Origin of the sequence: Paraburkholderia sp. BCC1876 (assembly GCF_902833695.1) — a bacterium.
In the GTDB taxonomy this organism is placed as follows: Bacteria; Pseudomonadota; Gammaproteobacteria; order Burkholderiales; family Burkholderiaceae; genus Paraburkholderia.
In genome coordinates this window covers 144,341-160,799 of sequence record NZ_CADFGI010000015.1, presented here as the reverse complement: position 1 = coordinate 160,799, position 16,459 = coordinate 144,341, and the positions used below count along the sequence as shown (strand labels likewise).

Here is a 16,459-nt window from a genome sequence, read left to right as displayed (position 1 = left end):
CAGGCGTCGCATCGGCATTGCCTGGTGGTCGAATGAACGTTGTCGAAGTGCGTAGGTTGCCGTTGTCCGATACGGCGTTGTGGGTGGGACTTTATGTTGCCGCGGGTGTCGTGTCGGGGCAGTTCAATGTCCCGACGGCCGCTCTTGCGCCCTATGTCTGGTTGCCGGCCGGCGTAAGTCTCGCGGCCATGCTTTTATCGCGCACGAGCGCAAGCGGTCGTCTTGCCGTTGCATTCGCATTGGTGCAAGCCGTGTTATCGCATTTTGGCGGCCGGGACGTGCCGTCGTCGCTCGTTCTTGGCGCGTTGGCCGGGATCGCTCCGTTGATCGCGTCGGCCGTCGTGCGATGGATGCACGTGCCGCTCCAGGGTCTCGATTTATTGCGTGCCGTGACTGTCGCTGCGGTCGTGAGCGCTGTCCTTCTGGGGGGCGGCGGTGCGTTCTACTTCGCGTTGACGAAGGGCATGCCGTTCATGCTGCCGTTTCGCGAATGGAGCGCAGCGATCTTTGTCGGCGTATGTATCACGATGCCGTTACTCGCGGTATGGGCGCAGTTCCGGCCAAAGCGATCGGCACCGTCCAACTGGCAACGTGAGATGGTCGGCGCCATCGCATTTGCCACGATGGTCGCGTTGACATGGTGGCTCTTCGACGGAGCCGCAACGCCGCGCTTCGAAGCGGCGGCCATCACCTACCCAATTTATTTGCCGATGTTCTGCGTCGTGATCGTCTCGATCGTTGGCGGCGCACGGGGCGGAACGCTCGCCGTATTTGTGCTGACGCTGATCTGCCTCGGCCACACCGCAGGCGGTGAAGGACCGTTCGCGTTGCCGTCCGCGTCGGCTTCTTCGTCTTTGTTGCAGGCGCAACTTTACGTCGGCGTATCGGCGATGCTCGTGTTGATCGTGCACGCGCTGCGCGACGCTGAAACACACGCCTATCTCCAGGCCGAGCGGTGGCGCACCGAACTCGAACTCGCCCTTGCAGGCAGCGTATTGATCGCCTATTCGATCGATCCGCGTACGCAGATTGTTCAATGGCGTGGCGACGTGGAACGGCTGCTTGGTTACCCCACGGAATCACTCTCCAACGTCGAACGCGTTCTTGCTTGCGTCCATCCGCTCGACCGTGATCGCCTGCGTGATCGATGGAGTCCCCATGCATTGGTGACGACGGACGCGCCCGCCCCCATTTCGTTTCGTCTTGCCACACGCATTGCCAACGTCGGCTGGATCGAGTTGGTAGACCTCGGTTCATCGCTTTCCGACGGCAACGGTCGAGTCGCGTTTGTTGCCGGCGTCTGGCAGCGTCATTCGATCGTGGCGAGTTGAGCTATGTCGATTCGCACCGGCGCACTCTTAATCCATGGACTGGGCGGCACACAGTTCGACCTCGGGTCGATGCACAAGCATCTGAAACGCTGCGGCATCGAGACACATTCGCTGACACTGCCGGGCCACGGCACCACGCCCGAGGCATTGATGTCGGTGCGCGCGGAGGAGTGGGTCGATGCGGTCACGAAAAAATACCGTGAACTGGTCGACCGGTACGATAGGTTCCACGTGATGGGCATGTGTATGGGCGCGCTCCTTGCCGCAGCGTTGTGCGCCCGGGAGCGGCACAGTAAAGGCCGGTTGGTCACACTGGCGCCGCCCATCTACATCGACGGCTGGAGCACCCCGTGGTGGCGTGCCGCGCGCTACGTCGCCTACCGTCTGCCGCTGCTGCCCGCACGAATGAAGATTGAAGAGGGCGAGCCGTACGGCATCAAGAACATGCTCGTACGCAATATCGTCAAGGCGAAGTTTGAGCGCGGCGACAACTTCCACTACAAATGGGTGCCCCTCGCATGCATTCGCGAAGTGGACCGTTTGCGTCGCCAGGTCATCCGTGAGGCCGGACAGATTAGCTGTCCGACGCTGGTCGTTCACGCCAGGCAAGACGAGTTGACGAGTCTGAAGTCAGCGGAATTCATTGAGCGCACCGCTCGGGATGCACGCGTTGTCGTGCTCGAAAATAGTTATCACATGATTTGTGTCGATAACGATCGCGAGCAGGTCGCAACCAGCGTGCTCGATTTTCTCGGTGCTCAGGCGCAGACGGCGGCGGGCCCTACGGTGACGGAGCCGTGCTCGCCAGCTGAGATTCAATCGCTTGTTGCGCGTTTCATGAGCGGGATGCGGGAGCAACGGTATGAGGAGGTGTTTCCGCTCTTCACGGCCGACATCCGTTGGGATCAGCGCGGATCGAACCCGTTGGCTCGCCTCTACGCAGACCGTAACGCGCTCATCGATCTCTTTTCGCAATTCGTGACGTTGTCTGGCGACACGTTCTCCGTGACGGGATTCGGCGAGCCGGAGTACGACAACGACGCGGTCCGACTGCGCATCTTCAGCGAAGCCTCTGCCGCTGAAAAGACGCTTGTGACGAGCGGTGTTCTCGAGTTGGGCTTTGGCAATCGCCGGATCCGCATGGTGACTTATGTATCGGATCGTCCCGTTGACGAAGACGCGTTCTGGAGCGCGGCCGCCGTAGCCGACGGTGTAACTGTCGGCACGGTGCGGCACGATGACGACCAGACCGACGCGCGTCTTACTGGGCCGGCTTTGGAGGCAGCATTCGATACGGCCGTCGCAGGTGTGGGCGGCATTAGGCGCCCACTTGCGCCAGCCATCATGTTGCGTTTGCGCGCGCTCTATAAGCAGGCGCGCGTCGGCGATATCAGCGGCGATCGCCCGGCTATGACCGATGTGGTCGGCCGTGCAAAATACGACACATGGGCCGCGTTGCGCGGCACTGCTCGCGAAGTGGCAATGAGCGACTACGTGTCGATCGCGCGAAAACTGGCGGGCGAGTAGTCCTGTGCGGTCACGTGTTTTTTGCGCGGCGTTGCTCGTCGCGGCGAGTGTGACGCAGAGCGTGGTTTTCGCTGACGAAAAGGCGAACCCCATCCCATTTACGACGAATCGAGTCGAGAGCCACCCGCTCGGCGCGCGGCCGCGAATCTGTCTCGCGCTGTCCGGCGGCGGCGCGCGCGGTTATGCGCATATCGGCGTGTTGAAGAAGCTCGAGGCGTTGCATGTGCCGATCGACTGCATCGCGGGGACGAGCATGGGCGCGTTGATCGGCGGTCTTTACGCAAGCGGGATGTCGGCTGCGGCAATCGAAAAGGCGTTGGCCGGCATGGACCTGACCGACGTTGCGTTCGATCGCGAAGCACGCGGGGACCAGCCGCAAGCGGTCCGCAAAGACAACCTCGACTATCCGGTGAGCTTGCCGCTTGGTTTTGGCCGTGACGGGGTTCGGTCGGCAAGTGGGCTGATTCAAGGCAATCGTCTGCTCGCGCTTTTGCAACAGCACACGAGCCGCCTCCCCGGCGACGTCAGTTTCGACGATCTTCCCGTGCCGTTCAGAGCGGTCGCAGCTGACATCGAAACGGGCGACAAAATCGTCCTCCGGAAGGGCTCACTGCCGCAGGCGATCCGGGCCAGCATGGCCGTGCCCGGACTGTTCGCGCCTGTCGTGCTGGAGGCGCGCACGCTTGTGGACGGCGGTATTGCCGATAACTTACCCATCGACGTCGCGAAGCTGATGGGCGCGGATATCGTGATTGCCGTCGATATCGGCACGCCGCTCAAGCGCGCGAACCAGCTGACGTCGATGGCGAGCGTCACGCAGCAGGTTATCGGTGCGTTGATCAGTCAGAACGTGCGGAGCCAAAGGGCCAATCTCGACGCAGCGGACATCCTGCTGCGCCCCGATCTCTCTGGTCTCGCGTTCACGGATTTTGCGGATGCCGGTCGCGGCATTGCCGCCGGCGCTGTTGCGGTCGACTCCTCGCAAGTACGAATCAGCGCGCTTTCGCTGACGCCGCAAGCATGGACCGCCTATCTGGCCGATCGCAACGAGCACGCGTCTCTGCGGGAAGGAACAAAGGTCGACCGCGTGGAAGTCGTGGTGAATGGCCGTGTCCCGGCGAGCCGGGTGCGGCAGGCACTGCGCACGAAACCGGGCGACGTCTACGATCCGCGCACGATCGAACAGGACCTCGCCGCGCTGAACAGCACGAGCGATTTCGAAAGCGTCTCCGATAGTTTGACCGGCACCGATGGTGACCGCGTGCTGCGTGTCACGGCGAACTCGAAAAGCTGGGGGCCTAATTTCCTGCTGTTCGGCCTTGGTTTGCAGAGCAATTTCAGCGGCGACGGTGCATTCGCGCTGCGCGTAGGGCATCGCATGCCGTGGATCACGCAAAGCGGGCTCGAATGGCGCAATGACGCAGTGCTCGGTAGCCGCGATTTGATGCTGAAAACCGAACTGCGGCAGCCGCTTTTTTCCCACGATGGCGTCTATCTGGCACCCTTCGCGTCGATCAAGCGAAATCTGTTGGACGTCTACGATGATGACCAACCCGACGGTGCACCTCCCATGATGAAACTTCGTCAGCAGGAGTTCCGGGTCGGGCTCAATGCTGGCTTGCCGTTGGGAAAACTTGGCGAAATACGAGCGGGTATCGCCCAGGTGCATACGTCCTCCACGTTAATGACTGCCGCACCGACAGTGATGGTCTCGCTCGACGGCGACGATTCGGTGTCTGTGCCGGTGGCGCCGGATTCGTCTTCCGAGACGATCGGCCGTGTCGAATTCGAGATCGATCAGCTCGACGACGTGCTGTTTCCACGTCACGGCTACTACGTCGACGGATACGCGGAAATGGCGCTCGATCAATCGGAAGGTCGCTACAACACGGCCCACCTTCGCGCGCTCTGGGCAGAAAGCTTCGGCCGGCACAGCCTGAACGCCGCGTTCGAGGCCGGCGGCCAATTCGGTAACAAGGACGTGGGCGCGTATACGTTCGACCTCGGTGGCTTCCAGCATCTGGCCGCGTATGCGCAGAATCAGTTCAGCGGCAATTACGTCATGTACGGTCGCCTTACCTATTTTGCGCAATTGAAGCACTTCAACTCGGGTCCAATCCGGGGCACATTTGCCGGCGCCAGTCTGGAAGCGGGCAACGTCTGGAACAGCAGCAGCGCGTTTGCGCGTGGTCCATGGCGAGGCAGCGCCAGTGCGTTTCTCGGCGCGACGACTTCGTTCGGGCCGGTCTATCTGGGCGTTGCAATGGCGCCCGGCGGCGCGCGTAACGTGTATTTCCAGTTGGGTAACCAGTTCTAGGTGGGCAGGTCGCGCGTGCTGACTTTTCGGTCGCACGCGGACAGAAGTGTCGTAACCCGCGCAAGAGAAATACAGGGCGAGGAACGGGCGATTCTTGCGCTGGTGTCTTGTGATTTCCTAAGCCGAACGGCGAACGTGTGCAAACGTTTCGGGCGGCGCGCCAAGGGGTTGGTAAAATCCGCCCACCGGCATCGCGCTGTTCAACCTCTATCTCATGTCCCGTTCGCTCCAGATCCTCAACGAAGTCTTCGGCTATCCCGCGTTCAGGGGGCAGCAGGGCGAAATTGTCGAGCATGTCTCGACCGGCGGTGACTGTCTGGTGCTGATGCCCACTGGCGGCGGCAAGTCGTTGTGTTATCAGATTCCCTCTCTGGTGCGACGTGAAGGCGGATTCGGCGCGGGCATTGTCGTTTCTCCGCTGATCGCGCTGATGCAGGACCAGGTCGCCGCACTTACCGAAGTAGGCGTGCGCGCGGCTTATCTGAATTCGACGCTTTCGAGCGCCGAGGCCATGGCGACCGAGCGCGCGTTGCGCGAAGGCGAGATCGACCTGCTCTACGTGGCGCCCGAGCGGTTGATGACGCCGCGTTTCCAGGAATTGCTCGAGCGCACGCGCATCGGCCTGTTCGCGATCGACGAAGCGCATTGCGTATCGCAGTGGGGGCACGATTTCCGGCCGGAATATATTCAACTGTCGGTACTGCACGAGCGCTTCCCGAATGTGCCGCGCATCGCGCTCACGGCGACCGCGGACGACATTACTCGCGACGAGATCATCCATCGTCTGGCTCTGGACGACGCGCGCATTTTTGTGTCGAGCTTCGATCGGCCGAACATCCGCTACCGCATTGTCGAAAAGGACAACGCGCGCACGCAGTTGCTCGACTTTATCCGCGCCGAGCACTCGAAGCCCGACGGCACCACCGACGCAGGCGTCGTCTATTGCCTGTCGCGTCGCAAGGTGGAAGAAACGGCGGAATGGCTCAAAGAGAAGGGCATGCGCGCGCTGCCGTATCACGCCGGCATGGAGTTCGAAATCCGCCAGAAACATCAGGAGATGTTTCAGCGCGAAGAAGGCATCGTGATGTGCGCGACGATTGCGTTCGGCATGGGCATCGACAAGCCGGACGTGCGCTTCGTCGCGCATCTCGACTTGCCGAAGAGCGTCGAAGGCTATTACCAGGAAACCGGGCGCGCGGGCCGCGACGGCATGCCGGCGAACGCGTGGATGGCTTACGGCCTCGGCGACGTCGTGCAGCAGCGCAAAATGATTGACGAATCCGACGCGGACGACGCCCACAAGCGCGTGCAAACCGGCAAGCTGGACGCGCTGCTCGGCCTGTGTGAGGCCGCGACTTGCCGCCGGGTGCGTTTGCTCGCTTATTTCGGCGAGACGAGCAAGCCGTGCGGCAACTGCGACAACTGCATCGAGCCGCCTGACACGTGGGACGCCACGCGTGAGGCGCGAATGGCGCTGTCCTGCGTATTTCGTGCGCAACGGGCGAGCGGCTTCCATTTCGGCGCCGGGCATCTGATCGACATCCTGCGCGGTAACAGTAGTGAAAAGATCATGCAGCGTGGCCACGAGAAGCTAACCACGTTTGGAATCGGCGCGGCGCTGGGCGAGCCGGAGTGGCGCGCGGTGTTCCGCCAATTGGTCGCGTTCGGCTATCTGACCGTGGACCATGAGGGTTTCGGCTCACTGGTCCTGACTGAAGCCAGCAAGCCGGTGCTCAAAGGCGAGCAGAACGTCACCATGCGCCGCTATGTGAAACCGACGCGTAGCCGCCAGTCGTCCACCCGTACCAGCGAGCGCGCCGACCCGACGATCGGCATGGGGCCGCGCGAACGCGCCCGCTGGGAGCGTCTGCGCGCGTGGCGTACCGAAACGGCGAAGAGCGACGGCGTGCCCGCCTATGTGATTTTTCACGACGCGACGCTCGCAGAGATCGCGCGTAACGGCCCCGATTCCATTGAGGATCTGCGTGGCATTCCGGGCATGGGCGTGCGTAAACTCGACCGTTTCGGCGACGAATTGCTCGAAGTGGTCGCTGCGGACTAAGGTTCGGCCGCCGTCCTCGCCGACCGACAGCGGCGCGGAACATCGCAACCTATTGACTCCCTTAGTATTTTCGGAATATTATGCTAGGTTCCGGTTCTTGGGATGCCTGCGCGCGAAGTCAATTCATGCGCTGACAAGAGGGTCCGGAAGTTCGATGCGCAATCGTTTCTGCTTTGCCCGGAAACAGATGCGTCGATTTTGTTCAATTTCAGGAATAAACAATGCCAACCATCAATCAACTGGTTCGCAAAGGCCGCGCGTCGGAAACGACGAAGAGCAAGAGCCCGGCTTTGCAGGACTGCCCCCAGCGTCGCGGCGTGTGCACCCGTGTGTACACCACGACGCCTAAGAAGCCTAACTCGGCGCTGCGTAAGGTTGCCAAGGTTCGTCTGACGAACGGCTTCGAAGTTATTTCGTACATCGGTGGTGAAGGCCACAACCTGCAGGAACACTCGGTCGTGCTGATTCGCGGCGGCCGTGTCAAGGACTTGCCGGGTGTGCGTTACCACATGGTTCGCGGCTCGCTGGATACCCAGGGCGTCAAGGATCGTAAGCAGGCTCGCTCGAAGTACGGTGCGAAGCGTGCCAAGGCTGGCAAGTAATTAGCCGGTCTGTCGTTTCAGGTCGCCTGCAAAGGCGGTATTAGCGGTGGTGCCGGAATCGCCGGTGCTGTCGAGTAAGTGGTCACCCGACCGGGCTGGTAAGTCGTAAGAGATGAATCGGGTTAGTTGGTGGCCGCGGGGCTCAAGAGCTCCAACTGAAAAGTTAAAGGAAGAAACATGCCGCGTCGTCGCGAAGTCCCCAAGCGGGAAGTGTTGCCGGATCCGAAATTCGGTAACGTTGATGTAGCTAAGTTCATGAACGTGCTGATGCTCTCCGGCAAGAAGTCGGTTGCTGAGCGCATTGTGTACGGCGCTTTCGAACAGATCCAGACCAAGGGTGGCAAGGACCCGCTGGAAGTGTTCACGGTAGCGCTCAACAACGTCAAGCCGGTGGTCGAAGTGAAGAGCCGCCGCGTTGGTGGTGCGAACTATCAGGTTCCGGTCGAAGTGCGCCCGTCGCGTCGTATGGCATTGGCGATGCGTTGGCTGCGTGAAGCCGCGAAGAAGCGCAGCGAGAAGTCGATGGCCCTGCGTCTGGCAGGTGAACTCTCCGAAGCGGCCGAAGGCCGTGGCGGCGCGATGAAGAAGCGCGACGAAGTTCACCGGATGGCAGAAGCCAACAAGGCGTTCTCGCACTTCCGTTTCTAAGCTTCCCGAGTTCGGGTTAGCAGAAAAAGCGGAAAGAAATTCCGGGCGGGTGCGCTTACAAAGCGCCTCGCCCGTTTGTGTTACAGCGCGATGGGTATTTTCTCGCATCGCGTCATCCCAATAGAGGATCAAAGTGGCTCGCAAGACACCTATCGAGCGCTACCGTAACATCGGTATTAGCGCTCACATCGACGCCGGCAAAACGACGACGACCGAGCGCATCCTGTTCTATACCGGCGTGAACCACAAGATTGGTGAAGTTCACGACGGCGCTGCCACCATGGACTGGATGGAGCAGGAGCAGGAACGCGGCATCACGATCACGTCCGCTGCTACCACGGCGTTCTGGAAAGGCATGGCCGGCGACCGCGCTGAGCACCGTATCAACATCATCGACACCCCGGGCCACGTCGACTTCACGATTGAAGTTGAGCGCTCGATGCGCGTGCTCGATGGCGCGTGCATGGTGTACTGCGCTGTGGGTGGTGTGCAGCCCCAGTCTGAAACCGTGTGGCGTCAGGCTAACAAGTACAAGGTTCCCCGTCTCGCGTTCATCAACAAGATGGACCGTACCGGCGCGAACTTCTTCAAGGTTTACGACCAGCTCAAGCTGCGTTTGAAGGCCAACCCGGTTCCGGTCGTAGTGCCTATCGGCGCTGAAGAAACGTTCACCGGCGTGGTTGATCTGCTGAAGATGAAAGCGATCATTTGGGACGAAGCGTCCCAAGGCACGAAGTTCTCGTACGAAGACATCCCGGCAGAACTCGTCGACACGTGCAACGAATGGCGCGAGAAGATGGTCGAGGCTGCCGCTGAGTCGAGCGAAGAGCTGATGAACAAGTACCTCGAAGAAGGCGAATTGACGGAAGCTGAAATCGTCAAGGGCCTGCGTGACCGTACGATCGCTTGCGAAATCCAGCCGATGCTGTGCGGCACCGCGTTCAAGAACAAGGGCGTGCAACGGATGCTGGACGCCGTGCTCGACTTCCTGCCGTCGCCGATCGACATTCCGCCGGTTACGGGTGAGCTCGAAAACGGTGAAAAGGCTGAGCGTCGCGCAGCTGACGACGAGAAGTTCTCGTCGCTCGCATTCAAGATCATGACCGACCCGTTTGTCGGCCAGTTGATCTTCTTCCGTGTCTACTCCGGCACGACGAAGTCGGGCGACACGCTGCTGAACGCGACCAAGGACAAGAAGGAACGTCTCGGTCGTATTCTGCTGATGCACGCAAACCAGCGTGAAGAAATCAAGGAAGTGCACGCAGGCGACATCGCTGCTGCAGTCGGTCTGAAAGATGCAACGACGGGCGACACGCTGTGCGATCCGCTGCATCCGATCGTGCTCGAGCGCATGATTTTCCCGGAGCCGGTGATTTCGCAGGCTGTTGAGCCGAAGACGAAGCCCGACCAGGAAAAGATGGGTCTGGCGTTGAATCGTCTGGCTCAGGAAGATCCGTCGTTCCGCGTTCAAACGGACGAAGAATCGGGTCAAACCATTATTTCGGGCATGGGCGAGCTCCACCTGGAAATTCTGGTCGACCGGATGAAGCGCGAGTTTGGCGTCGAAGCAACGGTTGGCAAGCCGCAAGTGGCTTACCGCGAAACGATCCGCGGTAAGGCGGAAGATGTCGACGGCAAGTTCGTCAAGCAGTCGGGTGGTCGCGGCCAGTACGGTCACGCGGTCATCACGCTCGAGCCGAATGAGCAAGGCAAGGGCTACGAGTTCCTGGACGAGATCAAGGGCGGTGTGATTCCGCGTGAATACATCCCGGCAGTCGACAAGGGTATCCAGGAAACGCTGAAGGCTGGCGTGCTGGCAGGTTTCCCGGTCGTTGACGTGAAGGTTCACTTGACGTTCGGTTCGTACCACGACGTTGACTCGAACGAAAATGCGTTCCGCATGGCCGGTTCGATGGCGTTCAAGGAAGCGATGCGCAAGGCTCAACCGGTCATCCTCGAACCGATGATGGCTGTGGAAGTCGAAACGCCGGAAGATTACATGGGCAACGTGATGGGCGACTTGTCGGGCCGTCGCGGTATTGTTCAGGGCATGGAAGACATGATTGGCGGCGGCAAGATCGTTCGTGCCGAAGTCCCGTTGTCGGAAATGTTCGGCTACTCGACGTCGCTGCGTTCGCTGAGCCAGGGTCGTGCAACGTACACGATGGAATTCAAGCACTACGCTGAAGCACCGCGCAACGTGTCGGAAGCGATCATCAACGCCAAGTCGAAGTAATCGCGCGGCAAAGTCATTCAACGATTAACTTTTTGAAAGAAGAGAAACATGGCTAAAGGTAAATTCGAACGGACCAAGCCGCACGTGAACGTCGGCACGATCGGTCACGTTGACCACGGCAAGACCACGCTGACGGCAGCGATCACGACGGTTCTGACCAAGAAGTTTGGCGGCGAAGCGAAGGCGTATGACCAGATCGACGCGGCGCCGGAAGAAAAGGCGCGTGGTATCACGATCAACACGGCACACGTCGAGTACGAAACGGCTAATCGCCACTACGCACACGTCGACTGCCCGGGTCACGCTGACTATGTGAAGAACATGATCACGGGCGCCGCGCAGATGGACGGCGCGATCCTGGTGTGCTCGGCTGCAGACGGCCCGATGCCGCAAACGCGTGAGCACATCCTGCTGGCGCGTCAGGTTGGCGTTCCGTACATCATCGTGTTCCTGAACAAGTGCGACATGGTGGACGACGCTGAGTTGCTGGAACTGGTCGAGATGGAAGTTCGCGAACTCCTGTCGAAGTACGACTTCCCGGGCGACGACACGCCGATCATCAAGGGTTCGGCCAAACTGGCGCTGGAAGGCGACACGGGCGAGCTGGGTGAAGTGGCGATCATGAGTCTGGCCGACGCGCTGGACACGTACATCCCGACGCCGGAGCGTGCAATTGACGGCGCGTTCCTGATGCCGGTGGAAGACGTGTTCTCGATCTCGGGTCGCGGCACGGTGGTGACGGGTCGTATCGAGCGTGGTGTCGTGAAGGTCGGCGAAGAAATCGAAATCATCGGTATCAAGCCGACGGTGAAGACGACCTGCACGGGCGTGGAAATGTTCCGCAAGCTGCTCGACCAGGGTCAGGCAGGCGACAACGTTGGTATCCTGCTGCGCGGCACGAAGCGTGAAGACGTGGAGCGTGGCCAGGTTCTGGCGAAGCCGGGTTCGATCAACCCGCACACGCACTTCACGGCTGAAGTGTACGTGCTGAGCAAGGACGAAGGTGGCCGTCACACGCCGTTCTTCAACAACTATCGTCCGCAGTTCTACTTCCGTACGACGGACGTGACGGGCTCGATCGAGTTGCCGAAGGACAAGGAAATGGTCATGCCGGGCGACAACGTGTCGATCACGGTGAAGCTGATCAACCCGATCGCGATGGAAGAAGGTCTGCGCTTTGCAATTCGCGAAGGCGGCCGTACGGTCGGCGCTGGTGTGGTTGCCAAGATCCTCGAGTAAAATCGCGGATTGAAGTTGCAGTAAGTGGTGCCCGGAGCCGGGCGCCGGCCCACAGCGGGCGCCCGGCTCTACGTTCTTTTACTATCTGGCGGCGCAATACCGCCTCGCTCTTTCCAAGGAATTGTCATGCAGAACCAGAAAATCCGTATTCGCCTGAAGGCTTTCGACTATCGCCTGATCGATCAATCGGCAGCTGAGATTGTGGACACGGCAAAGCGGACCGGCGCAATCGTTCGCGGTCCGGTGCCCCTGCCGACCCGCATCCAGCGCTTCGACATCCTGCGTTCGCCGCACGTCAACAAGACGTCGCGCGATCAGCTCGAAATCCGTACGCACCAACGCCTGATGGACATCGTTGACCCGACGGACAAGACGGTCGACGCACTGATGAAGCTGGATCTGCCGGCCGGCGTAGACGTCGAAATCAAGCTGCAATAAGGCTTCCAGCGGTTGCCCAGTCCGCAGGGCAACGCTAAGTCATTGATTGCTTGCGGAAAACGAAAGGCCTCGCTATAATAGTGGGCTTTTCGCGCATTTGCGCAAAAAAGTCGGTGTGCTGCAGTATGAATTCATGCCCGAAACGGCGCCGGCATTTTGTAAATTAGCCCCGACCAATCGCAGTCGGGAATGGAGAAAACGATGAGCCTTGGACTCGTAGGTCGCAAGGTTGGCATGACCCGTATCTTCACGGCAGAAGGGGATTCGATTCCCGTTACCGTGCTGGACGTGTCCGACAACCGAGTGACGCAGATCAAGACTGTTGAAACCGACGGCTACACGGCCGTGCAGGTTGCATTCGGTACGCGCCGTGCATCGCGCGTGACGAAGCCGTTGGCCGGTCATCTCGCCAAAGCCGGTGTTCAAGCCGGTGAAATCCTCAAAGAATTCCAGATCGATGCCGCTAAGGCTGCCGAGTTGTCGAACGGCACCGTGGTTGGTCCCGAGCTGTTCGAAGTAGGCCAGAAGGTCGACGTGCAAGGCGTGTCGATCGGTAAGGGCTATGCCGGTACCATCAAGCGTTACAACTTCGCATCCGGCCGTGCATCGCACGGTAACTCGCGCTCGCACAACGTGCCGGGTTCGATCGGTATGGCGCAGGATCCGGGTCGTGTTTTCCCGGGTAAGCGCATGACCGGTCACATGGGTGACGACACGGTAACGGTGCAAAACCTCGAAATCGCTCGTATCGACGCTGACCGCAAGCTGTTGCTGGTCAAGGGCGCCGTTCCGGGTGCGAAGGGTGGCAAGGTATTCGTTACGCCGGCCGTGAAGACGCGTGCCGTGAAAGGAGCGAAATAATGGAACTTAAGCTCCTGAATGCCAATGGTCAGGAAGGTGCAGGCGTTAGCGCGTCGGACGTCGTGTTCGGTCGCGATTACAACGAAGCCCTGATTCACCAGGTCGTGGTTGCGTACCAGGCGAATGCCCGTAGCGGCAACCGCGCGCAGAAAGATCGTGAGCAAGTCAAGCACACGACCAAGAAGCCGTGGCGCCAGAAGGGTACGGGCCGCGCTCGTGCCGGTATGTCGTCGAGCCCGTTGTGGCGCGGCGGTGGCCGTATCTTCCCGAATTCGCCGGAAGAAAACTTTTCGCACAAGGTTAACAAGAAGATGCATCGCGCAGGCCTCTGCTCGATCTTCTCGCAGTTGGCCCGCGAAGGCCGCATCTCGGTGGTCGACGAGCTGACGCTCGAAGCGCCGAAGACGAAGCTGCTGGCCGAAAAATTCAAGGCGATGGGTCTCGATTCCGTGCTGGTGATTACCGACACGGTTGATGAAAACCTGTACCTCGCGTCGCGCAACCTTGCCCACGTGGCGGTTGTCGAGCCGCGTTACGCCGACCCGCTGTCGCTGATCTACTTCAAGAAGATCCTGATCACGAAGGCTGCGGTCGCCCAGATCGAGGAGTTGCTGTCATGAGCGAGATTCGCAAAAACGATCATCGTTTGATGCAGGTCCTGCTCGCGCCGGTGATCTCCGAAAAGGCGACGCTGGTGGCCGACAAGAACGAGCAGGTTGTGTTCGAAGTCGCGCCCGATGCTACGAAGCAGGAAGTGAAAGCTGCCGTCGAGCTGCTGTTCAAGGTGGAAGTCAATTCCGTCAACGTGCTGGTTTCGAAGGGCAAAGCCAAACGCTTTGGTCGCTTCATGGGCAAGCGCAAAGACGTGAAGAAGGCGTACGTCTGCCTGAAGCCCGGCCAGGAAATCAACTTTGAAGCGGAGGCCAAGTAATCATGGCAATCGTTAAAGTTAAGCCGACTTCGCCGGGTCGCCGCGCGATGGTCAAGGTGGTCAACAAGGATCTGCATAAGGGCAAGCCGTTCGCACCGCTGCTCGACGCGCAATCCTCGACCGCCGGCCGTAACAACAACGGCCACATCACCACGCGTCATAAGGGTGGTGGTCACAAGCATCACTATCGTGTCGTCGATTTCCGTCGCAATAAGGACGGTATCGCAGCGAAGGTCGAGCGTCTTGAGTACGATCCGAACCGTAGCGCGAACATCGCGCTGGTTCTGTACGCAGACGGCGAACGGCGCTACATCATTGCTCCGAAGGGTCTCACCGTCGGTCAGCAACTGATGTCCGGTTCCGAAGCGCCGATCCGTGCTGGTAACACGCTGCCGATCCGCAACATTCCGGTCGGTACGACGATCCACTGCATCGAAATGCTGCCGGGCAAGGGCGCGCAAATGGCGCGTTCGGCTGGTACGTCGGCGATGTTGCTGGCTCGTGAAGGCATCTACGCACAGGTCCGCCTGCGCTCCGGTGAAATCCGCCGCGTTCACGTTGAATGCCGCGCGACGATTGGTGAAGTTGGCAACGAAGAGCATAGTCTCCGTCAAATCGGTAAGGCTGGCGCGAACCGCTGGCGCGGTATCCGTCCGACGGTGCGTGGCGTTGCAATGAACCCGGTCGATCACCCGCACGGCGGTGGTGAAGGCAAGACGGCTGCAGGTCGCGATCCGGTGAGCCCGTGGGGCACGCCTGCTAAGGGTTATCGCACCCGCAGCAACAAGCGCACGACGAGCATGATCGTCCAGCGCCGTCACAAGCGTTAAGGAGTAGGCAATGGCACGTTCTGTAAAAAAAGGTCCGTTCTGCGACGCCCATTTGCTGAAGAAAGTTGAGGCGGCAGCAGCTTCGCGGGATAAGAAGCCGATCAAAACCTGGTCGCGTCGCTCGACGATCCTCCCGGATTTCATCGGTCTGACGATCGCCGTCCACAACGGCCGTCAACACGTTCCGGTGTATGTCTCGGAAAACATGGTCGGCCACAAGCTTGGCGAGTTCGCACTGACCCGTACGTTCAAGGGTCATGCAGCCGACAAGAAGGCTAAGAAATAAGGGGCTCATGATGGAAGTGAAAGCAATTCATCGCGGTGCCCGCATCTCGGCGCAGAAAACGCGCCTTGTGGCTGACCAGATCCGCGGTTTGCCGGTCGACAAGGCGCTGAACGTTCTGACGTTCTCGCCGAAGAAGGCTGCGGGAATCGTGAAAAAGGTTGTGCTGTCGGCGATCGCGAATGCGGAGCATAACGAAGGCGCTGATATCGACGAGCTCAAAGTAACGAGCATCATGGTCGACAAGGCTGCATCGCTGAAGCGTTTTACTGCGCGCGCTAAAGGCCGCGGTAACCGCATCGAGAAGCAATCCTGTCACATCACTGTGACGGTCGGGAATTAAGGGGTCATACGATGGGACAGAAAATTCATCCGACTGGCTTCCGTTTGGCCGTCAGCCGCAATTGGGCGTCGCGTTGGTACGCGAACAACAACAATTTCGCGGCGATGTTGCAGGAAGACATCGGTGTTCGTGAATACCTGAAGAAGAAGCTGAAGAACGCTTCTGTTGGTCGCGTCGTTATCGAGCGTCCGGCAAAAAACGCGCGCATCACGATTTATAGCTCGCGTCCGGGTGTCGTCATCGGTAAGAAGGGCGAGGATATCGAACTGCTGAAGTCGGAACTGCAACGCCGTATGGGCGTTCCGGTTCACGTCAACATCGAAGAAATCCGTAAGCCGGAAACCGATGCGCAACTGATCGCCGATTCGATCACGCAACAGCTTGAGCGTCGGATTATGTTCCGCCGCGCAATGAAGCGTGCGATGCAAAACGCAATGCGTCTGGGTGCTCAAGGCATCAAGATCATGAGCGCAGGCCGCCTGAACGGTATCGAAATCGCTCGTACGGAATGGTATCGCGAAGGTCGCGTGCCGCTTCATACGCTGCGCGCTGATATCGACTACGCAACTTCGGAAGCGAAGACGACGTACGGCATCATCGGTGTGAAGGTGTGGGTCTATAAGGGCGATACGCTCGGCCGCAACGATGCACCGGTGGTTGAAGAAGTCGCCGAAGAAAAGCGTCCGCGCCGCAATGCACGTCCGGGTGGCGATCGCCGTCCGCGTCGCGATGGTGAAGGTGGCGGTCCGGCAGGTGCACGCCGTGGCGCTCCTCGTCGTGCTGGCGGTGACGGTAAGACTGGAGAATAACG

16 protein-coding genes are annotated in these 16,459 nt (G+C 59.9%); all 16 read left to right on the top strand.

Going from position 1 to position 16,459, the window contains the following annotated elements; all coding sequences use genetic code 11:
- The first annotated feature begins 32 nt into the window (after positions 1–32).
- Complete coding sequence (locus tag HWY05_RS35060) at positions 33–1,331, top strand: MASE1 domain-containing protein (protein WP_176061182.1); 1,299 nt, start codon at positions 33–35, stop codon at positions 1,329–1,331.
- 3 nt (positions 1,332–1,334) lie between these two features.
- The gene (locus HWY05_RS35055; RefSeq protein ID WP_176061181.1) at positions 1,335–2,858 is read left to right on the top strand and encodes an acyl-CoA-binding protein; all 1,524 of its coding nucleotides are present in this window, start codon (positions 1,335–1,337) and stop codon (positions 2,856–2,858) included.
- A 4-nt stretch (positions 2,859–2,862) separates the two neighbouring features.
- A complete protein-coding gene (locus tag HWY05_RS35050; RefSeq protein ID WP_035554739.1) occupies positions 2,863–5,175 on the top strand; it encodes a patatin-like phospholipase family protein in 2,313 nt (770 codons plus the stop codon).
- A 214-nt stretch (positions 5,176–5,389) separates the two neighbouring features.
- Positions 5,390–7,237, top strand: coding sequence for a DNA helicase RecQ (gene recQ / locus HWY05_RS35045; protein WP_035554741.1), 1,848 nt, complete (start codon positions 5,390–5,392; stop codon positions 7,235–7,237).
- 221 nt (positions 7,238–7,458) lie between these two features.
- Complete coding sequence (rpsL, locus tag HWY05_RS35040) at positions 7,459–7,839, top strand: 30S ribosomal protein S12 (RefSeq protein ID WP_006998493.1); 381 nt, start codon at positions 7,459–7,461, stop codon at positions 7,837–7,839.
- 177 nt (positions 7,840–8,016) lie between these two features.
- Positions 8,017–8,487, top strand: a complete 471-nt coding sequence (rpsG, locus tag HWY05_RS35035) for a 30S ribosomal protein S7 (protein WP_006053291.1) — start codon at positions 8,017–8,019, stop codon at positions 8,485–8,487.
- 133 nt (positions 8,488–8,620) lie between these two features.
- Positions 8,621–10,723, top strand: a complete 2,103-nt coding sequence (gene fusA, locus HWY05_RS35030; RefSeq protein ID WP_035554744.1) for an elongation factor G — start codon at positions 8,621–8,623, stop codon at positions 10,721–10,723.
- A 48-nt stretch (positions 10,724–10,771) separates the two neighbouring features.
- A complete protein-coding gene (gene tuf, locus HWY05_RS35025; RefSeq protein ID WP_035554720.1) occupies positions 10,772–11,962 on the top strand; it encodes an elongation factor Tu in 1,191 nt (396 codons plus the stop codon).
- Positions 11,963–12,088: 126 nt separating this feature from the next.
- Positions 12,089–12,400, top strand: a complete 312-nt coding sequence (gene rpsJ, locus HWY05_RS35020) for a 30S ribosomal protein S10 (protein ID WP_006998489.1) — start codon at positions 12,089–12,091, stop codon at positions 12,398–12,400.
- Positions 12,401–12,601: 201 nt separating this feature from the next.
- A complete protein-coding gene (gene rplC / locus HWY05_RS35015; protein ID WP_074301417.1) occupies positions 12,602–13,261 on the top strand; it encodes a 50S ribosomal protein L3 in 660 nt (219 codons plus the stop codon).
- Positions 13,261–13,881, top strand: coding sequence for a 50S ribosomal protein L4 (rplD, locus tag HWY05_RS35010; protein ID WP_007180136.1), 621 nt, complete (start codon positions 13,261–13,263; stop codon positions 13,879–13,881). Before rplC ends, rplD begins: the two co-directional genes overlap by 1 nt.
- Positions 13,878–14,192 (top strand): 50S ribosomal protein L23, encoded by a 315-nt coding sequence (gene rplW, locus HWY05_RS35005; protein ID WP_007180135.1) that lies wholly within the window; start codon positions 13,878–13,880, stop codon positions 14,190–14,192. The genes rplD and rplW overlap by 4 nt, the downstream gene beginning before the upstream one ends.
- Before the next feature lie 2 nt (positions 14,193–14,194).
- Positions 14,195–15,022: a 50S ribosomal protein L2 gene (gene rplB, locus HWY05_RS35000; RefSeq protein ID WP_035554746.1), complete on the top strand. Its 828-nt coding sequence runs from the start codon at positions 14,195–14,197 to the stop codon at positions 15,020–15,022.
- A 10-nt stretch (positions 15,023–15,032) separates the two neighbouring features.
- A complete protein-coding gene (gene rpsS, locus HWY05_RS34995; RefSeq protein ID WP_035554748.1) occupies positions 15,033–15,308 on the top strand; it encodes a 30S ribosomal protein S19 in 276 nt (91 codons plus the stop codon).
- 7 nt (positions 15,309–15,315) lie between these two features.
- Positions 15,316–15,648, top strand: coding sequence for a 50S ribosomal protein L22 (rplV, locus tag HWY05_RS34990; RefSeq protein WP_197070230.1), 333 nt, complete (start codon positions 15,316–15,318; stop codon positions 15,646–15,648).
- Between the two features lie 11 nt (positions 15,649–15,659).
- Positions 15,660–16,457 (top strand): 30S ribosomal protein S3, encoded by a 798-nt coding sequence (gene rpsC, locus HWY05_RS34985; protein WP_035554750.1) that lies wholly within the window; start codon positions 15,660–15,662, stop codon positions 16,455–16,457.
- The last annotated feature ends 2 nt before the right edge of the window (positions 16,458–16,459 follow it).

What these genes read in the sequence shown, in the direction of transcription:
- HWY05_RS35060 (WP_176061182.1), top strand. Translation starts at nt 33, where the DNA reads ATGAACGTTGTCGAAGTGCGTAGGTTGCCGTTGTCCGATACGGCGTTG.
- HWY05_RS35055 (WP_176061181.1), top strand. Translation starts at nt 1,335, where the DNA reads ATGTCGATTCGCACCGGCGCACTCTTAATCCATGGACTGGGCGGCACA.
- recQ (WP_035554741.1), top strand. Translation starts at nt 5,390, where the DNA reads ATGTCCCGTTCGCTCCAGATCCTCAACGAAGTCTTCGGCTATCCCGCG.
- rpsL (WP_006998493.1), top strand. Translation starts at nt 7,459, where the DNA reads ATGCCAACCATCAATCAACTGGTTCGCAAAGGCCGCGCGTCGGAAACG.
- rpsG (WP_006053291.1), top strand. Translation starts at nt 8,017, where the DNA reads ATGCCGCGTCGTCGCGAAGTCCCCAAGCGGGAAGTGTTGCCGGATCCG.
- tuf (WP_035554720.1), top strand. Translation starts at nt 10,772, where the DNA reads ATGGCTAAAGGTAAATTCGAACGGACCAAGCCGCACGTGAACGTCGGC.
- rpsJ (WP_006998489.1), top strand. Translation starts at nt 12,089, where the DNA reads ATGCAGAACCAGAAAATCCGTATTCGCCTGAAGGCTTTCGACTATCGC.
- rplC (WP_074301417.1), top strand. Translation starts at nt 12,602, where the DNA reads ATGAGCCTTGGACTCGTAGGTCGCAAGGTTGGCATGACCCGTATCTTC.
- rplD (WP_007180136.1), top strand. Translation starts at nt 13,261, where the DNA reads ATGGAACTTAAGCTCCTGAATGCCAATGGTCAGGAAGGTGCAGGCGTT.
- rplW (WP_007180135.1), top strand. Translation starts at nt 13,878, where the DNA reads ATGAGCGAGATTCGCAAAAACGATCATCGTTTGATGCAGGTCCTGCTC.
- rplB (WP_035554746.1), top strand. Translation starts at nt 14,195, where the DNA reads ATGGCAATCGTTAAAGTTAAGCCGACTTCGCCGGGTCGCCGCGCGATG.
- rpsS (WP_035554748.1), top strand. Translation starts at nt 15,033, where the DNA reads ATGGCACGTTCTGTAAAAAAAGGTCCGTTCTGCGACGCCCATTTGCTG.
- rplV (WP_197070230.1), top strand. Translation starts at nt 15,316, where the DNA reads ATGATGGAAGTGAAAGCAATTCATCGCGGTGCCCGCATCTCGGCGCAG.
- rpsC (WP_035554750.1), top strand. Translation starts at nt 15,660, where the DNA reads ATGGGACAGAAAATTCATCCGACTGGCTTCCGTTTGGCCGTCAGCCGC.